Origin of the sequence: Nocardioides panacisoli, assembly GCF_039537325.1 — a bacterium.
Classification (GTDB): Bacteria; Actinomycetota; Actinomycetes; order Propionibacteriales; family Nocardioidaceae; genus Nocardioides; species Nocardioides panacisoli.
Window position 1 is genome coordinate 195,341 of the sequence record NZ_BAABAH010000002.1, and the last position, 16,399, is coordinate 211,739.

The following is a 16,399-nucleotide window of genomic DNA, read 5'->3' on the forward strand; positions in this document are numbered from 1 at the left end:
GTCGCTCAGCCCACCTGGTAGGACGTCGAGCCGTGGCGGTCACCGAACTGGCCACGGACGGCCACCTCGCAGCTGCCCGCCTTGCGCGCCACCGGGAACTTCGCCACGAACGAGCCGTCCTCCGCGGCCCGGCCGCGCGCGACCAGGTCGCCGGCATTCTTCACGACCACACTCTCGCCCGGCCAGAGACCGTCGACGACCACACGCTGCGTCCCGCCGGGCTGCACCCGCTGCCGCAGGTCGACCGGGAGGCGCTTGGCGGCGAGAGCCACCCTGGGCGTGCCCACGGCCTGCCCGACGACCTCGATCGCGACGGTGACCTGCTTGGTGCGGTCGGGCACGGGGACCAGCACGGTCGCCGCGCCGTCGGCGTCACCGACGACGGACCGGTGATTGCCGCCGATGCTCGCGCAACCCCGCTCACCAGGGGCGAGGCCCGACGGTGACAGCTTCTGCTTCGTCCCGCCGTCGAGGAAGCTGGGCGCACCGCCGAGCTTGAGGTTGGTCGTCGCGGCCGGCGCGGCCAGGAGCGCCGGAACGGCCTGGGTCGCGACGCGGTCGAACTTGGCACGGTCGGTGACGCCGCCGGCGACGGCGGCCTTGTAGTCCGCTGCCGTGTAGGCGACGGCACCCTCGTCGACCGTCGCCGCGCCGTCGCAGGCGGTCTCACCGATCTGGAGCGCGCGCACCCACGTCGCGGCCCGGGCCGCAGCGCTGTCGGCGCCCGCGACCCGCAGAGCCCAGGCGGCCACGCTCGTGCTGTTGGCGTTCGGGCCGATGTCCCCGCCGTCGTCGAACGAGCCGTTCGTCCGCTGCGCACTCTGGAGCCAGTCGACGGCGCCGGAGAGGGCAGCGGCGATGTCCTGGTCGGTGCCGGCCAGGGGCTCGAGGAGCATCACCGTCAGCGCAGTGGTGTCCACGCTCGGGGTGCTCTCGACGTCGGCGCCGGCCGAGCAAGGAGCGTCCGTCGCGGTGCCCGGGTCGAAGTTCGCCGGGTCAGCGCCGACGTGCGTGAAGTCCTGGCGGAACCAGCCGGCCGCGCACTGCTGGCTCAGCAGGAAGCTGAGCGCCGCGCCCGCAGAGCTGCTGGCCTGATCGACCAGCACGCGCGCGGCGAAGGCCTGTCCGATCACGTTGGCGTAGTCGCCGTAGGCGGAGATGTCCTTGATCCGGCCGGACGCCTGGAGGGTCGCTCCGAGGCGGGTCATCAGGTCGTCACCGCCGAACGCCGTGGGGTCCGCACCGACGCTCTCGGCGAAGTACGCCGCCTTCGCGGTCGCCTTGGAGTACGTGCTGTCGGCGTCGCCGAAGCTGTCACCGGTGACGTAGTCGGCGACGTGGCCCTCGACGGCAGCGGCGATGCTGGAGAGCTCCGCCTCGTGCCCGCCCACCTCCTCGAACGCGAGGCCGGCATCGATGGTGAGGCCCCAGTCGGGCCCGCCGAACGAGCTCTGGAGCGCACCGTCGACCAGCTCCCCAGCAAGCCAGCCGGCGGCCATGTTCGCCGGCCGGTGGTCGGTGGCCGCGTGCGCGGCCGGCCCGGCCAGGGTCAGGCCGGCGGCGACCGCGCCCGACAGGGCGATCGCTCCCGTCCGGCGCAGGATGTTCGGGGACATGGTGGTTCCTTCCCGCTGCGCAGCGGGGAAGGAGCCTTGCGGCGCCCGACCCGCTGCTCACCACGACAGCGTTGATGTCAGGACGCTCCGCGCCAGGTGCTCCGGCTCGCCGCACTCCCCCGAGAGGTGCGACCTACGGTTGCGGGTCAGCGCCGGGATTCGACCGGCTTCCCCCACCGCGGGCGTGTTGATGTGTGTCGCCGCAGGCTACCTCTCGCCGCGGGTCGCGGACCAATGCCAGCCGAGCGGTGGACCGGTCGGTGACACGGGTCACCGGACGGCCGGACCGCGCACGTGCGCGGTTGACGAACGATGACGGACACATCGGGGCCACCGGACGGCGCACGTGCACGGTTCTCCAGCCCTGTGGAAGGGCCACGCGCCAGGAGACGAGCGTGGCCATGCTGGTTCTCGTGGCTCTGGACATCCGCCGCCCGTTCTCGCGGGCCGACGCCGTCGCGCTCGGCCTCGATCCCCGCCGCCTCGAGGGCTCCGGGTTCCGACGCGTCTTTCGGGGCGTCTACGTCGCGGCGTCCGTGGAGCTGACTCCCAGCCTGCGCGCCGAAGCCGCACTCGTGCCGTTCCATCCGACCTCCTTCGCCAGCCATGTGTCGGCGGCAAGGCTCCACGGCGTTCCCATTCCGGTCGTTCCCGACGAGCACGTGTCGGTGCTCGACCGCCGGCACCGCAGAGAGCGGGCCGGGATCCGGTGCCATCTCGCGTCAACGAGCGCGCAGGTGCGCGAGGTGCGCGGCGTCCGGGTGTCGGGCGTCGAGCAGATGTTCGTGGAGCTGGGCGAGCTTCTCACCCTCGTGGACCTCGTCGTCGTGGGCGACCACCTGGTGCGGACCGGGCGGACGACACCGGCGCGGCTGCGCGAGTTCTGCGCGAGGGCGTCCGGCTCGGGCGCCCGGCCCGCGCGAGCCGCCGCGGCGTACGTCCGCGAGCGGGTCGACTCGCCCATGGAGACGCGCCTGCGGATGCTGATCGTCCTCGGCGGGCTGCCCGAGCCCGATGTCAACCTCGCGATCCGCGACCAGGACGGCATGGTCCTGCGGCGCCACGACCTGAGGTACCGGAGGTCGCGCACCGTGATCGAGTACGACGGCCGGCACCACATCGAGCGCGAGCACCAGTGGGAGGCCGACCTCGACCGTCGTGAGGAGACAGAGAACGACGGTGACCGCGTCATCATCGTCGTCGCCAGCGGCATCTACGGCGATCCCGGGCGCACGCTCGCCCGGATCTGGCGGGTCCTGCGGGAGCGGGGCGAGCCGGACGTGCCGTCCCGGCTCTCCGACGCCTGGCGCCCGCACTTCCCGGCGCGCACGAGGGTCGCCTGATCGAGCCGTGCACGTGCGCGGTTGCCCGGCCGGCCGTTGCCGCCGAGGTCCGGGCAACCCCGCACATGCGGCGTTGCCCGGCCAGGGGTCAGGACAGCTTCTCGAGGATCAGCTCGCGCACCCGGCCGGCGTCGGCCTGGCCGCGCATCTCCTTCATCACCGCGCCGATCAGCGCACCGGCGGCCGCCACCTTGCCGTCGCGGATCTTGTCGGCGACGGCGGGGTTCGCGGCGATCGCGTTGTCGACCGCGGCGGACAGGGCGCCCTCGTCGGAGACGACCGCCAGACCGCGCTTCTCGACGATCTCGGCGGGCGTGCCCTCGCCGGCGTAGAGGCCCTCGAACACCTTGCGGGCGAGCTTGTCGTTGATCGTGCCCTCGTCGACGAGCGCCTGCACGGCGGCGACGTCGGCCGGGGTCACCCCCAGGGCGTCGATCGCGGTCTCGGTGTCGTTGGCGCGCCGCGCCAGCTCGCCGAGCCACCACTTGCGCGCGGTCTGCGGCGAGGCTCCGGCCTCGACGGTCTGCACGACCAGGTCGAGCGCGCCGGCACCCACCGTGTCGCGCATCTCCAGGTCGGAGAAGCCCCACTCCTGCTGGAGGCGAGCCCGCTTCTGGGTGGGGTTCTCGGGCAGCGTGGCGCGCAGCTCCTCGACCCACTCGCGGGACGGCGCGACGGGCACCAGGTCCGGCTCCGGGAAGTAGCGGTAGTCCTCGGCGTCGGACTTCTCCCGGCCCGACGTCGTGACACCGGTGTCCTCGTGCCAGTGCCGGGTCTCCTGCAGCACCCGCTCGCCTCCGTCGAGGACCCCGGCGTGCCGCGACATCTCGTAGCGCACCGCCCGCTCGACCGAGCGCAGCGAGTTGACGTTCTTGGTCTCGGTCCTCGTGCCGAGCACACCCGAGCCCTTCGGCGCCAGGGACAGGTTCACGTCGGCGCGGATCGAGCCCTGCTCCATCCGCGCGTCGGAGACCCCGAGGGCGACGATCAGGTCGCGCAGCTGGGCGACGTACGCCCGCGCGACGGCGGGTGCCATCTCCCCCGCTCCGGTGATCGGCCTGGTGACGATCTCGATCAGGGGGATGCCGGCCCTGTTGTAGTCGACGAGCGAGTAGTCCGCGCCGTGGATCCGGCCGGTCGCGCCTCCGACGTGGGTGGACTTGCCGGTGTCCTCCTCCATGTGCGCGCGCTCGATGCCGACGCGGAACACCTGCGTCTCGCCGTCGCCCGTCTCGACGGGGACGTCCATGAAGCCGTCGAAGCAGATCGGTTCGTCGTACTGCGAGGTCTGGAAGTTCTTCGGCATGTCCGGGTAGAAGTAGTTCTTCCGGGCGAACCGGCACCACTCCGCGATGTCGCAGTTGAGCGCCAGGCCGATCCGGATCGCCGCCTCGACGGCCTTCCCGTTGACGACCGGCATCGCGCCGGGCAGGCCGAGACAGGTCGGGCAGACCTGGGTGTTGGGCTCGGCGCCGAACTCCGTCGGGCACCCGCAGAACATCTTCGTCGCGGTGTTGAGCTCGACGTGCACCTCGAGCCCGAGCGCGGGGTCGTAGCGCTCGAGCACCTCGTCGAACGGCACCAGCGTGTCGGTGGTCGTGGTCATCGGTCTCCTCCGTCCAGGGCCGGGGCCTTGTCCAGGAGCGGTCCGCCCCACTGGCTCGCGAGCACGGTCTCGAGCGCGGCACCGACCCGGTAGCACCGGTCGTCGGCGAGCGCGGGGGCGAGCACCTGTAGGCCGACCGGCAGGCCGTCCTCGTTCGCGAGCCCGGCGGGCACCGAGATGCCCGGGACGCCGGACAGGTTGGCAGGGATGGTGGCGAGGTCGTTGAGGTACATCGCCAGCGGGTCGTCCAGCTTCTCGCCGAGCTTGAACGCCGTCGTCGGCGCCGTCGGGGACACGAGTACGTCGACCCGCTCGAACGCCGCGGCGAAGTCACGGCTGATCAGGGTGCGGACCTTCTGCGCCTGGCCGTAGTAGGCGTCGTAGTAGCCGCTGGACAGGGCGTAGGTGCCGAGGATGATCCGGCGCTTCACCTCGTCGCCGAAGCCGGCGTCGCGGGTGGCCTTCATGACCTCCTCGGCGCTCGGGTTCCCCTCCGGCACGACGCGCAGGCCGTAGCGCATCGCGTCGAACTTCGCGAGGTTGCTCGACGCCTCGGCCGGCAGGATCAGGTAGTAGGCCGCCAGCGCGTGCACGAAGTGCGGGCAGGAGACCTCCACGACCTCGGCGCCGGCCCGCACCATCAGGTCGACCGACTCCTGGAACCGGGCCATCACGCCCGGCTGCCACCCGTCACCGGACATCTCGGTGACCACACCGACCCGGACGCCGGTCAGGTCGCCGGACGCGCCCTGCCGTGCGGCATCGACGAGCGCCGGGACCGGCTGGTCGACCGAGGTCGAGTCCAGGGGGTCGTGGCCGCCGATCAGCTCTTGCAGCAGCGCCGCGTCCATGACGGTCCGGGTGACCGGTCCGGCCTGGTCGAGCGAGTTGGCCAGCGCCACCAGGCCGTAGCGGGACACCCCGCCGTAGGTCGGCTTCACGCCGACGGTTCCGGTGACCGCGCCGGGCTGGCGGATCGAGCCGCCGGTGTCGGTGCCGATCGCCAGCGGGGCCTCGTAGGCCGCGACAGCGGCCGCCGACCCGCCGCCGGAGCCCCCGGGGATCCGGCCGAGGTCCCACGGGTTGCGCGTGGGGCCGTAGGCGGAGTGCTCGGTGGAGGAGCCCATCGCGAACTCGTCCATGTTGGTCTTGCCGAGGATCGGGAGGCCGGCCGCCTTGAGCCGGCGGACGACGGTCGCGTCGTAGGGCGGCACCCAGCCCTCGAGGATCCGGGATCCGCAGGTGGTGGGCAGCCCGTTGGTCACCAGCACGTCCTTGACCGCGATCGGCACGCCGTCGAGGACGTCCAGCGGCTCCCCGTCCCGGCGCCGCTCGTCCGACGCCGCGGCCTGTGCCAGCGCTCCGTCGGCGTCGACGTGCAGGAACGCGTGCACCCCGGAGTCCCGGTCGCCGTCGACCGCCGCGATCCGGTCCAGGTGCGCCTGGGTCAGCTCGACCGAGGTCGTCTCCCCCGCGGCGAGCGCGGCGGCCAGCTCGGCCGCCGTCCTCCTGATCAGCTCGGTCACTGCTCGTCCCCCAGGATCCGCGGCACGGAGAACCGGCCGTCCTCCTTGGCGGGGGCTCCCGACAAGGCCTGCTCGGCCGTCAGGCAGGGCTGCACCACGTCCTCGCGGAACACGTTGGTGAGCGGCACCGGGTGCGACGTCGGCGGGACGTCGTCGTCGGCGACGCCGCGGATGGACGCCACGGACTCGAGGATCACCGAGAGCTGCGGAGCCAGGTGGTCCAGCTCGGCGTCGTCGAGGTCGATCCGGGCGAGGTCGGCCAGGTGCGCGACCTCGTCTCGGGTTATCTCAGCCATGACCCAATCCTAGGGACCGGCCGTCCGACGAGCCGAGGCCGGGGCGGTCTCGGATGCCGAGACACCCGGGGTGGCGGATCGGGGGCGGGTCCGCGGATACCCGCAGGTCAGAGCCGGGTGCAAGGTATTTCCGGTGGCGTAATCCCGTGGTGTTTCAGGAATCTATATTGACTTAGTAGCGTTTCCGCCATGTCCTCCTCCGAAGCCGTGGCCGAGCTGCCCCGGCGACGCGCCGATCGCGCCCGCCAGGTGGCCGACGTGCTGCGCCGCCAGGTGCTGCTCGGCCACTTCACCGGCGCGCTGCCGTCCGAGGCCGAGCTCGTCGCCGAGTTCGCCACCACCCGCAACACCGTGCGCGCCGCACTCGAGCTGCTCCGCTCCGAGGGCCTCGTCGACCGCTGCCCCGGCGTCGGCACCACGGTCGTCGCCCGCAAGCACCCGCACGGGCTGGACCGGCTCGAGGGCCTCGCGGAGGTGTTTCACGGCCGCGGCACGATCCACAACGAGGTGCGGGCGCTGGCCGTGATCCGGCCGCCCGCCGGCGTCCGCGAGCACCTCGGCCTCGCGACCGGGGACGAGGTCGTGTACGTCGAGCGGCTCCGGCACCTGGACGGCGTACCGGTGTCCCTCGACCTCACCTACCTCGTGCCCGACCTCGGCCGGCAGCTGCTCGACCGGGACCTCGCGTCCCAGGACGTGTTCGCGCTCCTCGAGGAGGTCTCCGGCAGCCGGCTCGGCCACGCGGACCTCACCGTCGAGGCGGTCAGCGCCGACGCGCACAGCGCGGACGTGCTCGGCGTGCCGCGGCACAGCGCGCTGCTGATGGTCGAGCGGCTCACCCACCTCGAGGACGGCCGCCCGGTCGACCTCGAGTTCATCCGGTTCCGCGGCGACCGGCTGACCCTGCACGGCACCACCCGACGCACCCCTCTGGAGGCCCGATGACCAGCCCGACCGCCCCGACCCCGCCGAGCCGGAAGGCGGGCTGCAGCGACGGGAGCACGCCGATCCCGCTCGTCGACTACCGCGCGCAGGTGCCCGTGTCGGTCGACCAGTCGCTGTGCATCGAGGGCTGCAACCTGTGCGTCCAGGTCTGCCCGCTGGACGCGCTGGCGATCGACCCGGAGACCAACAAGGCCTACATGCACGTCGACGAGTGCTGGTACTGCGGCCCGTGCGCGGACCGCTGCCCCACCGGCGCCGTCACCGTCAACATCCCCTACCTCGTCCGATGAGGAGCCGTTCCGTGAGACCCGCCCGCCCCGCCCCGTCCAGCCGCCGCGCGCTCGCCGCCCTCGCCACCCTCGGCATCGCCGCCTCCGGTCTCAGCGCGTGCTCGGTGGCCGGCGCCTCGGACAGCGCCGACGACGTGGTGACGATCGGCTACCAGTCCAAGACCATCAACACCGTCACGGCCGGCACCCTGCTGCGCCACCTCGGCTACTTCGAGGACAAGCTGCACGACATCGACCCGGACCTGAAGGTCGACTGGCAGGACTACGACACCGGCGCACCGATCACCGCCCAGATGCTGGCCGGCAAGATCGACATCGGCTCGATGGGCGACTACCCGCTGCTCATCAACGGCTCGCGCGCCGGCACCGGGGACGACGGCGACTCGATGGTCGCGGTGACCGGCTACAACCCGCACGGCGCGCTCAACGGCGTCGTCGTCGGGAAGGACTCACCGGTCCAGACTCTCGACGACCTCGACGGTGGGACGATCTCCGCCAGCGTCGGCTCGGCCGGCCACGGCACCCTCGTCCAGGCCCTCGACAAGGACGGGATCGACCCGGCCCAGGACGTCACCATCGAGAACCAGGACCCCTCGGTCGGCGCCTCGTCGCTGCAGGCCGGCTCGGTCGACGCGGTCTCGCAGTTCGTCGCCTGGCCCGGGCTGCTCGCCTTCCGCGACGACGCCCGCCTGGTCTACGACGGCGGCGAGCTCGACCTCCCCACGCTGCACGGCACCGTCGTGCGCAACGAGTACGCCGACGAGCACGCGGAGATCGTGCAGGCCTTCCTCGAGGCGCAGATCGAGGCGACGGACTTCCTGCACGAGCACCCGATGGAGGCCGCGCAGATCGTGGCCGACGAGACCGGGCTGCCGCCGGAGGTGGTCTACCTCTACAACGGCCGCAACGGCGTCTCCACCTTCGACACCACGCTCAAGACCGACCAGGTCGACGCGCTGCAGCACGACGTCCCGTTCCTCAAGTCGATCGGCGTGCTCACCGACCCGGTCGACGTGGACTCCTTCGTCGACGACTCGCTGATCAAGGAGGCGTACGGCGACGGCTACGACCACGCCGCCGCGTCGACGACGAACCCCGCCGCGATCACCGGCACCGACGAGGTCTGCCACGAGAAGGTCGAGGACCCCGCGCTCGCCGGCGAGATCTGGGTCCAGGGCGAGGACGACACCCGCCCGGTCGCGAACCCCGAGTGCCTGCTCGAGAACGCCGCCGACGTGCTCGACGATGGCGGCACGCTGCGGGCGGCGTACATCCCGGACGCCGAGACCGGCACCCGCTGGTTCGCCGACCGGATGATCTGGCTGCAGGACGGCGACGAGCTGGTGCCGTTCGCGACCCGCGAGTCCGCCGACCAGTACGCCGGCCAGCACCCCGGCACCCACGAGCTGACCTGGGACGAGGCGCTCGACGCCGCGAGGAGCGCGGGATGACCGCGGTCGAGGCACCGGCACCCGCCGTCGACGCGACCGAGCCGGTCGACGACCTCGGCCAGCTCGCGGCCGCGCCGGCGCGGCGCCGGCCGCGGACGTCGCCGGCGGTCCGGGTCCGGCGCTGGGCGGTCCGGCTCGCGTCGGTCGCCGTCGCGCTCGGGATCTGGCAGCTGCTCACCGACCGGGACGTGGTCTTGTGGTTGCGGTTCAACCGGCTCCCCGGCCCGGTCGAGGTGTTCGACGCGTTCCGGGTGCAGCTCGGGACCTCGCTCTACTACCAGGACCTGGCCCAGAGCGTGGTGCGGATCCTGTCCGGCTTCGCGATCGCCTCGGTGCTCGGCGTCGGGGTGGGCGTGCTTCTCGGCCGCTCGCGCTGGGCCGCCGACGTGCTGCAGCCGCTGCTCGAGATCACCCGGCCGATCCCGGCGATCGCCCTGGTGCCCGTCGCGATCCTGCTCTTCCCCACCAACGAGCAGGGCATCGTCTTCATCACCGCCACGGCGGCGTTCTTCCCGATCCTGGTCAGCACCCGGCACGCCGTGCGCGCCCTGCCCAGCGTGTGGGAGGACGCGCTGCTGACCATGGGCGCCAACCGGCGCCAGCTGCTCTCGTCGGTCGTCCTCCCCGGCATCGTCCCCGGCATCTTCGGCGGCCTGTCGGTCGGCATGGGCGTCGCGTGGATCTGCGTGATCTCCGCGGAGATGATCTCCGGCGACTTCGGCCTGGGCTACCGGACCTGGCAGGCCTACACGATCGTCGACTACCCCCACGTCCTGGTCGGCATGTTGTCGATCGGCGCCATCGGCTGGATCACCTCCGGGTGCGTCGAGCTCGTCGGCCGGCGGCTCACCCGCTGGCTGCCCTCGGAACAAAGGAGCAAGTCGTGACCACCCCCAGCGGCTCGTCCGCGTCCGCCGTCCGCGCGACCGACCTCACCCTCGGCTACGCAGGCGAGCCCGTCGTCGAGAACCTCGACCTCGACGTCGCCCCCGGCGAGATCCTGGTCGTGCTCGGCCACTCCGGCTGCGGCAAGTCCACGCTGCTGCGGGCCATCGCCGGCCTGGTGCGCCCGATCAGCGGCGAGATCGTCGCCGACGGGCGGGTCGTCCGCGGCCCCGGCGCCGACCGCGCGCTGGTCTTCCAGGACGACGCCCTGCTCCCCTGGCGCTCGGCCCGCCGCAACGTCGAGCTCCCGCTCGCGGTCCAGGGCCTGTCGCGCGCCGAGCGCCGGCGTCGCGCCGAGGACTGGCTGGACCGGGTCGGCCTGACCCGGTTCGCGGACCGGCTGCCCGGTCAGCTCTCCGGCGGCATGCGGCAGCGGGTCCAGCTGGCCCGCGCGCTCGCCGCCCAGCCCGGCCTGATCTGCATGGACGAGCCGTTCGGCGCGCTCGACGCCCAGACCCGCGCGTCCATGCAGCGGCTGCTCATCGAAGCCTGGCGTACGTCCGGCTGCACCGTCGTCTTCGTGACCCACGACGTGGACGAGGCGCTGCTGCTGGCCGACCGGATCGTCGTGCTCGGGCGCGACGGCATCGTCGGCGAGCACCCGGTCGACCGACCCCGCGACCCCGGTGCACCCCCGGGCGCGGCGTTCCGGTCCCGGGTGCTCGCCGACCTGTCGACCACCCGGTCGCTGGCGCCCGTCGAGGCAGGAAGGGCCGTGGCATGACGACGACCGACACCCCGACCGGGGCGCCCGCGGGCGTCCGCGCCAGCGTCGCGATCCCGCCTGTCGACGAACGGCGCGAGCTGTCGTGCGACGTGCTGGTCATCGGCGGCGGCACCGCCGGCACCATGGCCGCGATCACCGCGGCGGAGGCGGGCGCGGACGTCGTACTGCTGGAGAAGGCGCACGTGCGGCACTCCGGTGCCCTCGCCATGGGGATGGACGGCGTCAACAACGCCGTGATCCCCGGCAAGGCCAAGCCCGAGGACTACGTCGCCGAGATCACCCGCGCCAACGACGGCATCGTCAACCAGCGCACCGTGTGGCAGACCGCGAGCCGCGGCTTCGACATGGTCAAGCGGCTCGAGCGCTACGGCGTGAAGTTCGAGAAGGACGAGCACAACGAGTACGCCGTCCGCCAGGTGCACCGGTCCGGCAAGTACGTCCTGCCGATGCCCGAGGGCAAGGACGTCAAGAAGGTGCTCTACCGGGTGATGCGGCAGCGCCACATCCGCGACAAGCTCACCATCGAGAACCGGATCATGCCGGTCCGCGTCCTCACCGATCCGGCGCAGGGCGGCCGCGCGGTGGGAGCCGTCGGCTTCGACACCCGCAGCGGCGAGTTCGTCACCGTGGCCGCCGGCTCGGTCGTCCTCGCCACCGGTGCGTGCGGACGGCTGGGGCTGCCGGCGAGCGGCTACCTCTACGGCACCTACGAGAACCCCACCAACGCCGGCGACGGCTACGCGATGGCCTACCACGCGGGGGCCGAGCTCAGCGGGATCGAGTGCTTCCAGATCAACCCGCTGATCAAGGACTACAACGGCCCGGCCTGCGCCTACGTCGCCAACCCGTTCGGTGGCTACCAGGTCAACGCCGAGGGCGAGCGGTTCGTCGACTCCGACTACTGGTCGGGGCAGATGATGTCCGAGGTCAAGCGCGAGATCGACTCCGCACGCGGCCCGATCTACCTCAAGCTCACGCACCTCCCGGAGGAGACGGTCAGCGAGCTCGAGGGGATCCTGCACCACACCGAGCGACCCACCCGCGGCACGTTCCACGCCGGCCGGGGCCACGACTACCGCACCCACGACGTGGAGATGCACATCTCCGAGATCGGGCTGTGCGGCGGGCACTCCTCGTCCGGCGTGTGGGTCGACGAGGACGCCCAGACCACCGTGCCGGGGCTCTACGCCGCGGGCGACCTGGCGTGCGTGCCGCACAACTACATGATCGGCGCGTTCGTGTTCGGCGAGCTTGCCGGCACCCACGCCGCGACCCACCACCAGCGGCCGGAGTCGCTCCCCGAGGAGCAGGTCGCGGCCGCGCACGAGCTGATCTACGCGCCGCTGCGCCGGCCGGACGGTCCGCCGCAGCCGCAGGTGGAGTACAAGCTGCGCCGCTTCGTGAACGACTACGTGGCGCCGCCGAAGACCGCGAAGAAGCTGGAGATCGCGATCGAGTCGTTCACCCGGATGAGCGGCGAGCTCGACGAGATGGGCGCGCGGACGCCGCACGAGCTCATGCGTTGCGCGGAGGTCTCGTTCATCCGCGACTGCGCGGAGCTCGCCGCGCGGGCATCGATGGTGCGCGAGGAGAGCCGCTGGGGGCTCTACCACGAGCGGGCCGACCTCCCCGAGCGCGACGACACCAACTGGTTCTTCCACCTCAACGTCCGCCGGCGGGCGGACGGAGCGATGGAGTTCGTGCGCCGTCCGGTCGCGGACTACCTGGTGCCCGTGGCGGACATCGAGGTGCCCGAGCCGGTCGAGGAGGGGCTGCTCACGGTCATCGAGCCCCAGCACCGGGCGACCGGCCCGGTGCTCGTCGAGGACGCACAGGCGGGCGCCACGACGCTGCGCTCGCCGCGGATCCTGGAGCTGCTCGAGCTGGCCGAGTCCGGTCCGAGCGCTGCCGAGCTGGAGTCGTTCCTCGATGACGAGGACGCGGAGGTGCGCCGTACCGCCGTCGCCACCGTGACCGAGATCGTCCCCGCCGGCACCGGCCTGCTGCTGGCCCGGTCCCTCGTCGACGCTGACGAGGGAGTACGGCGTGCCGCGGCCACCGCGCTGCGCGAGCTGGTCGAGGTGCTGCCCGCCGAGCCGGAGCTGGCCCGGGCGCTCGACCCGGCCCGCGGAAGCGACGACCCGGTCGTCCGCGCGGCTGTGCTCGACACCCTGCGCGCGCTCGTGCTCGGGTCCACCGAGGACTTCAGCGCGGCGGTCGCCGACCCCGACGTCCGGGTCCGGCTCCAGGCCGTGCGCGGCCTGGTGTCGCTCGACGACGTCGCCGGCGTCGCCGGCGCGGCCGCCGACCCCGAGCGGGAGATCCGCGTCGCCGTGGCGCACGGCCTCGGCCGGCTGGGCGACGGCGCCGACACCCTGGTGCGGCTCGCCGGCGACGACGAGCCGCTGGTCCGGGCGGCGGCCCTGGAAGCGGCCGCCGGCGTCTCGGGTGCCGGCGGCCTCGACCGGCTCTGCGTCGACGGGCTCGAGCACCCGGCCTGGCAGGTCCGGACCGGTGCGGCGCGCGGCCTGGGCGGGTGCGGCGAGGAGGTCGCCGTACCGGCGCTGCTCACCGCCGTCGCCGACCCGCACCTCGACGTGCGCAAGGCGGCGGTGATCGCGCTGGGCCGGTGGACGGCTCGTCCCGACGTGCGGGACGGTCTGGAGATCGCGACCAAGGACACGGACGCCGATGTGCGCGGCTATGCGCGACGTCAGCTGCGGGACCAGGTATAGTCGAGTAATCCACTCGATTATGTGTCTTTGAAGGAGCGCGGATGAGCAGGTCGAGCCGGCGTCCCCGGGTCGTGATCGTCGGGGCCGGCGCCGCCGGCAGCTTGACGGCGCTGCACCTGGTCCGGGAGGCCGGCCGGCGCTCGACCGCGGTCGAGGTCGTCCTCGTGGACCCCGCCGACCGGTGGGCCCGCGGGACGGCGTTCGGCACGGTCGACGACCGGCACCTGCTCAACGTCCCGGCCGCCGGGATGAGCGCGCTCCCCCAGGACCCGAGCCACTTCGTCGCGTGGCGCCGGCGCCACGGGCGGAGCGGGGACACCTACGACTTCGCGCCGCGGCGCGAGTGGGCCTGCTACCTCGACGACACGCTCGCCGAGGCCATCGGGCAGGCCGATGGGGTGACGGTGGCGCACCGGCGCACGCGGGCGACAGGCGCGCGCCTGCTCGAGCGCGGCGCCGCCGTCACCCTGGCCGACGGCGGTGAGCTGGTGGCCGACGCGGTGGTCGTGGCCACCGGGCTGCCGGCGGCCGGTCACGACTGGGCGCCGCAGAGCCTGCGCGACTCGGCGTTCTTCGTCCCCGACCCCTGGGCGCCCGGTGCGCTGGACGTCGTACGCCGGTCCCGGACCGCGCCGACCGACGTGCTGCTGGTGGGCACCGGCCTGACCATGGTCGACGTCACGCTCAGCCTCGCCGACTGCTCCGACGGCGCGCACGGCGCGCCCGACCGGGTCGTGCACGCGGTCTCCCGCAACGGCCGGCTGCCGCACGGGCACGCTCCGGCGCTGCGGCCCGCCGCGATCCCCGAGGTCGACGACTGGGGCAGCAGCCTGGACGGGCACCGCGAGCGCGCCGCCGAGCACATCGCCGGCGTCCGCCGCGCCACCGGTGACTGGCGACCGGCGGTCGACGGGCTCCGGTTCCGCCTCGCGACGCTGTGGGGCCGGCTCGACGAGGACGACCGTCGCGCGTTCCTCGCCCGGGACGCGGGTGCGTGGAACGTGCTGCGCCACCGGATGGCGCCGTCCTCGGACTCGACCGTGCGCGAGCTGCGGCGGACCGGCCGGCTCACGGTCGGCGCGGGCGAGGTGCTCGACGCCGAGCCCCTCCCCCGTGGCGGGCTGCGGGTCACGCTCGGCGGCCGCGCGCTCGACGTCGGCTGGGTCGTCAACTGCACCGGTCCGCGGCTCGACGTGCGCACCCTGGGCGACCCGTTCCTCGACGACCTGCTCCGACCCCGGGACGGCCGGGCGCTGGCGACCGTCGCGACCGCAGGGATGGGCGTGCGTACGGCGAACGGCCGGCTCGTCGGCGAGCACGGCCGGCCGGACGCGCCGCTGTGGACGCTGGGCGCGCTGCGCCGCGGCGAGCTCTGGGAGTCCACGGCCGTCCCCGAGATCCGCACCCAGGCACTCGCCCTCGCCGCCGACGTGCTGCACGCCGTCGCGCCGTTCCCCCGCCGGCTCGCGGACGGGAGCCTCGTCCCGGGCACCCACCCCGTGGCCCGGCCGCGCGACCCGCTCGGCCTGCCGATCTCCACGACGGCGGAGGCCGCGGCGGCGTACAACACCGGCCTCGAGCGGGTGATGCGCCTGCAGAGTGGCGGCGAGCAGCTGATCCGCGAGGCGACCCAGCTCGACCCGGGCTTCGCGGCCGCGCACGCCGCGCTGGCGATGCTGGCCCACGAGGCCGGCGCCGCCGGCGACGTGAAGGCCTCGCTCGCCGCCGCCCGCGCCGCGGTCCGCAAGCGCGGCGACGACCGCGAGCGCAGCCTCGTCGACCTGGTCGGCCGCCGGGTGCGCGACCCGCGCCGCTCGGGTGCCCGGGCACTGCTGCGGCACATCGACGAGCATCCGCGCGACGTGCTCGCGGTCTCCGCCGCCGTGCCGACCATCGCCTTCTCGGGGATCATCGACGTCCAGCGCGACGTCTGGGACTTGGTGGAGCGGCTGGCGCCGGCGTACGGCGACCACTGGTGGTACATCTCGCTGCTCGCCTTCATCCGCCAGGACCAGTCCCGCTTCGACGAGGGCGGGCTCCTCGCCGAGAGCGCGCTGTCGTGCGAGCCGTCGTCCGGTCACGCCGTGCACGCGATGACCCACGTGCTGTACGAGACCGGGCAGCACGCGACCGGCCGGGAGTGGCTCGACCACTGGGTCGCCGAGAGCGGCCGATCGGCCGACCACCGCGCGCACTTCTCCTGGCACGCGGCCCTCCACGAGCTGGCCCTCGGCGACACCGAGGCCGTGCGCCGCCGCTACTACTCCCAGCTCGCGCCGCCGGCCGTCACCGGCGTCCGCGCCCTCGTCGACTCGGCGTCGCTGCTGTGGCGCTGGCAGGTGACGACGAGCGCCTGGGACCCGACCGAGGCCGTGCCACCCGTGCAGCCGGTCCTGCTGGCCACCGACCCGGAGCTGCTGGACCGGCCCGGTACGCCGTTCACCGCCCTGCACGCCGCGCTCGCCCACGCCGCCGCCGGCGACGTCGCGCGCCTGCACGCGCTCGCCGCCTGGTGCCGCGGCGCCACCGAGGCGCCGACCCGACGTGTCGTGGCCTCGGTCTGCTACGGCCTCGCCGCGGCCTGCGAGGACCGCTGGGCCGACGCCGCTCGCACGCTCGCCACGACCCTCCCGGAGCTGGTCACCGTCGGCGGCTCCGCGGCCCAGCGCGAGGTCGTCGAGGAGACGCTGCTGCTCTGCCTGGTGAACGCCGGCGACACCGACGCCGCCCGGGCCCTGCTCGACGGCCGGCTCGACCGCCGCCCCTCCCCCCTCGACGACCGTCGCCGGGACGCCCTCTCCCTCGGCACCGGCGTCGCGGTCGACGCCGGCGCCGGCGTCACCGCCTGAGGTCGCGCAGGTTCCCCAAGGGATGTAGCGACATCTGCGCTTCCCCATGGTTGTACGGCGTGGGGAGCGC

At 73.5% G+C, this 16,399-nt stretch carries 12 protein-coding genes; 8 read left to right on the forward strand and 4 right to left on the reverse strand.

What is annotated here, in order from left to right; all coding sequences use genetic code 11:
• Nucleotides 1-5 precede the first annotated feature (5 nt).
• Nucleotides 6-1,616 (reverse strand): prenyltransferase/squalene oxidase repeat-containing protein, encoded by a 1,611-nt coding sequence (locus tag ABD709_RS03930; protein WP_344772500.1) that lies wholly within the window; start codon nucleotides 1,614-1,616, stop codon nucleotides 6-8.
• 401 nt (nucleotides 1,617-2,017) lie between these two features.
• Between ABD709_RS03930 and ABD709_RS03935 the strand changes: the two genes are divergently transcribed.
• On the forward strand, nucleotides 2,018-2,959 hold the full coding sequence (locus ABD709_RS03935; RefSeq protein ID WP_344773029.1) for a hypothetical protein: 942 nt from the start codon (nucleotides 2,018-2,020) through the stop codon (nucleotides 2,957-2,959).
• An 88-nt stretch (nucleotides 2,960-3,047) separates the two neighbouring features.
• Here the strand turns inward: ABD709_RS03935 and gatB are convergent, their stop codons facing one another.
• From gatB to gatC, 3 genes are read right to left on the reverse strand one after another with little or no spacing between them, the layout of a single operon-like run.
• A complete protein-coding gene (gene gatB, locus ABD709_RS03940) occupies nucleotides 3,048-4,565 on the reverse strand; it encodes an Asp-tRNA(Asn)/Glu-tRNA(Gln) amidotransferase subunit GatB (protein ID WP_344772502.1) in 1,518 nt (505 codons plus the stop codon).
• Complete coding sequence (gene gatA / locus ABD709_RS03945) at nucleotides 4,562-6,091, reverse strand: Asp-tRNA(Asn)/Glu-tRNA(Gln) amidotransferase subunit GatA (RefSeq protein WP_344772504.1); 1,530 nt, start codon at nucleotides 6,089-6,091, stop codon at nucleotides 4,562-4,564. The genes gatB and gatA overlap by 4 nt, the downstream gene beginning before the upstream one ends.
• Complete coding sequence (gene gatC, locus ABD709_RS03950) at nucleotides 6,088-6,387, reverse strand: Asp-tRNA(Asn)/Glu-tRNA(Gln) amidotransferase subunit GatC (protein ID WP_344772506.1); 300 nt, start codon at nucleotides 6,385-6,387, stop codon at nucleotides 6,088-6,090. Before gatC ends, gatA begins: the two co-directional genes overlap by 4 nt.
• 189 nt (nucleotides 6,388-6,576) lie before the next feature.
• Here gatC and ABD709_RS03955 point away from each other — a divergent pair, with 189 nt between their 5' ends.
• From ABD709_RS03955 to ABD709_RS03985, 7 genes are read left to right on the forward strand one after another with little or no spacing between them, the layout of a single operon-like run.
• The gene (locus ABD709_RS03955) at nucleotides 6,577-7,332 is read left to right on the forward strand and encodes a GntR family transcriptional regulator (RefSeq protein WP_344772508.1); all 756 of its coding nucleotides are present in this window, start codon (nucleotides 6,577-6,579) and stop codon (nucleotides 7,330-7,332) included.
• Nucleotides 7,329-7,622: a 4Fe-4S dicluster domain-containing protein gene (locus ABD709_RS03960; protein WP_344772510.1), complete on the forward strand. Its 294-nt coding sequence runs from the start codon at nucleotides 7,329-7,331 to the stop codon at nucleotides 7,620-7,622. The genes ABD709_RS03955 and ABD709_RS03960 overlap by 4 nt, the downstream gene beginning before the upstream one ends.
• 11 nt (nucleotides 7,623-7,633) lie before the next feature.
• Nucleotides 7,634-9,073 carry an aliphatic sulfonate ABC transporter substrate-binding protein gene (locus ABD709_RS03965; RefSeq protein ID WP_344772512.1) on the forward strand — a complete coding sequence of 480 codons (1,440 nt, stop codon included), beginning with the start codon at nucleotides 7,634-7,636 and terminating at the stop codon, nucleotides 9,071-9,073.
• Nucleotides 9,070-9,960: an ABC transporter permease gene (locus tag ABD709_RS03970; protein WP_344772514.1), complete on the forward strand. Its 891-nt coding sequence runs from the start codon at nucleotides 9,070-9,072 to the stop codon at nucleotides 9,958-9,960. The genes ABD709_RS03965 and ABD709_RS03970 overlap by 4 nt, the downstream gene beginning before the upstream one ends.
• Entirely contained in the window at nucleotides 9,957-10,742 is a 786-nt protein-coding gene (locus tag ABD709_RS03975) for an ABC transporter ATP-binding protein (RefSeq protein WP_344772516.1), read from the forward strand. The genes ABD709_RS03970 and ABD709_RS03975 overlap by 4 nt, the downstream gene beginning before the upstream one ends.
• On the forward strand, nucleotides 10,739-13,480 hold the full coding sequence (locus ABD709_RS03980) for a fumarate reductase/succinate dehydrogenase flavoprotein subunit (protein ID WP_344772518.1): 2,742 nt from the start codon (nucleotides 10,739-10,741) through the stop codon (nucleotides 13,478-13,480). Before ABD709_RS03975 ends, ABD709_RS03980 begins: the two co-directional genes overlap by 4 nt.
• A gap of 41 nt (nucleotides 13,481-13,521) precedes the next feature.
• Nucleotides 13,522-16,329 (forward strand): FAD/NAD(P)-binding protein, encoded by a 2,808-nt coding sequence (locus ABD709_RS03985; RefSeq protein ID WP_344772520.1) that lies wholly within the window; start codon nucleotides 13,522-13,524, stop codon nucleotides 16,327-16,329.
• Nucleotides 16,330-16,399 lie beyond the last annotated feature (70 nt).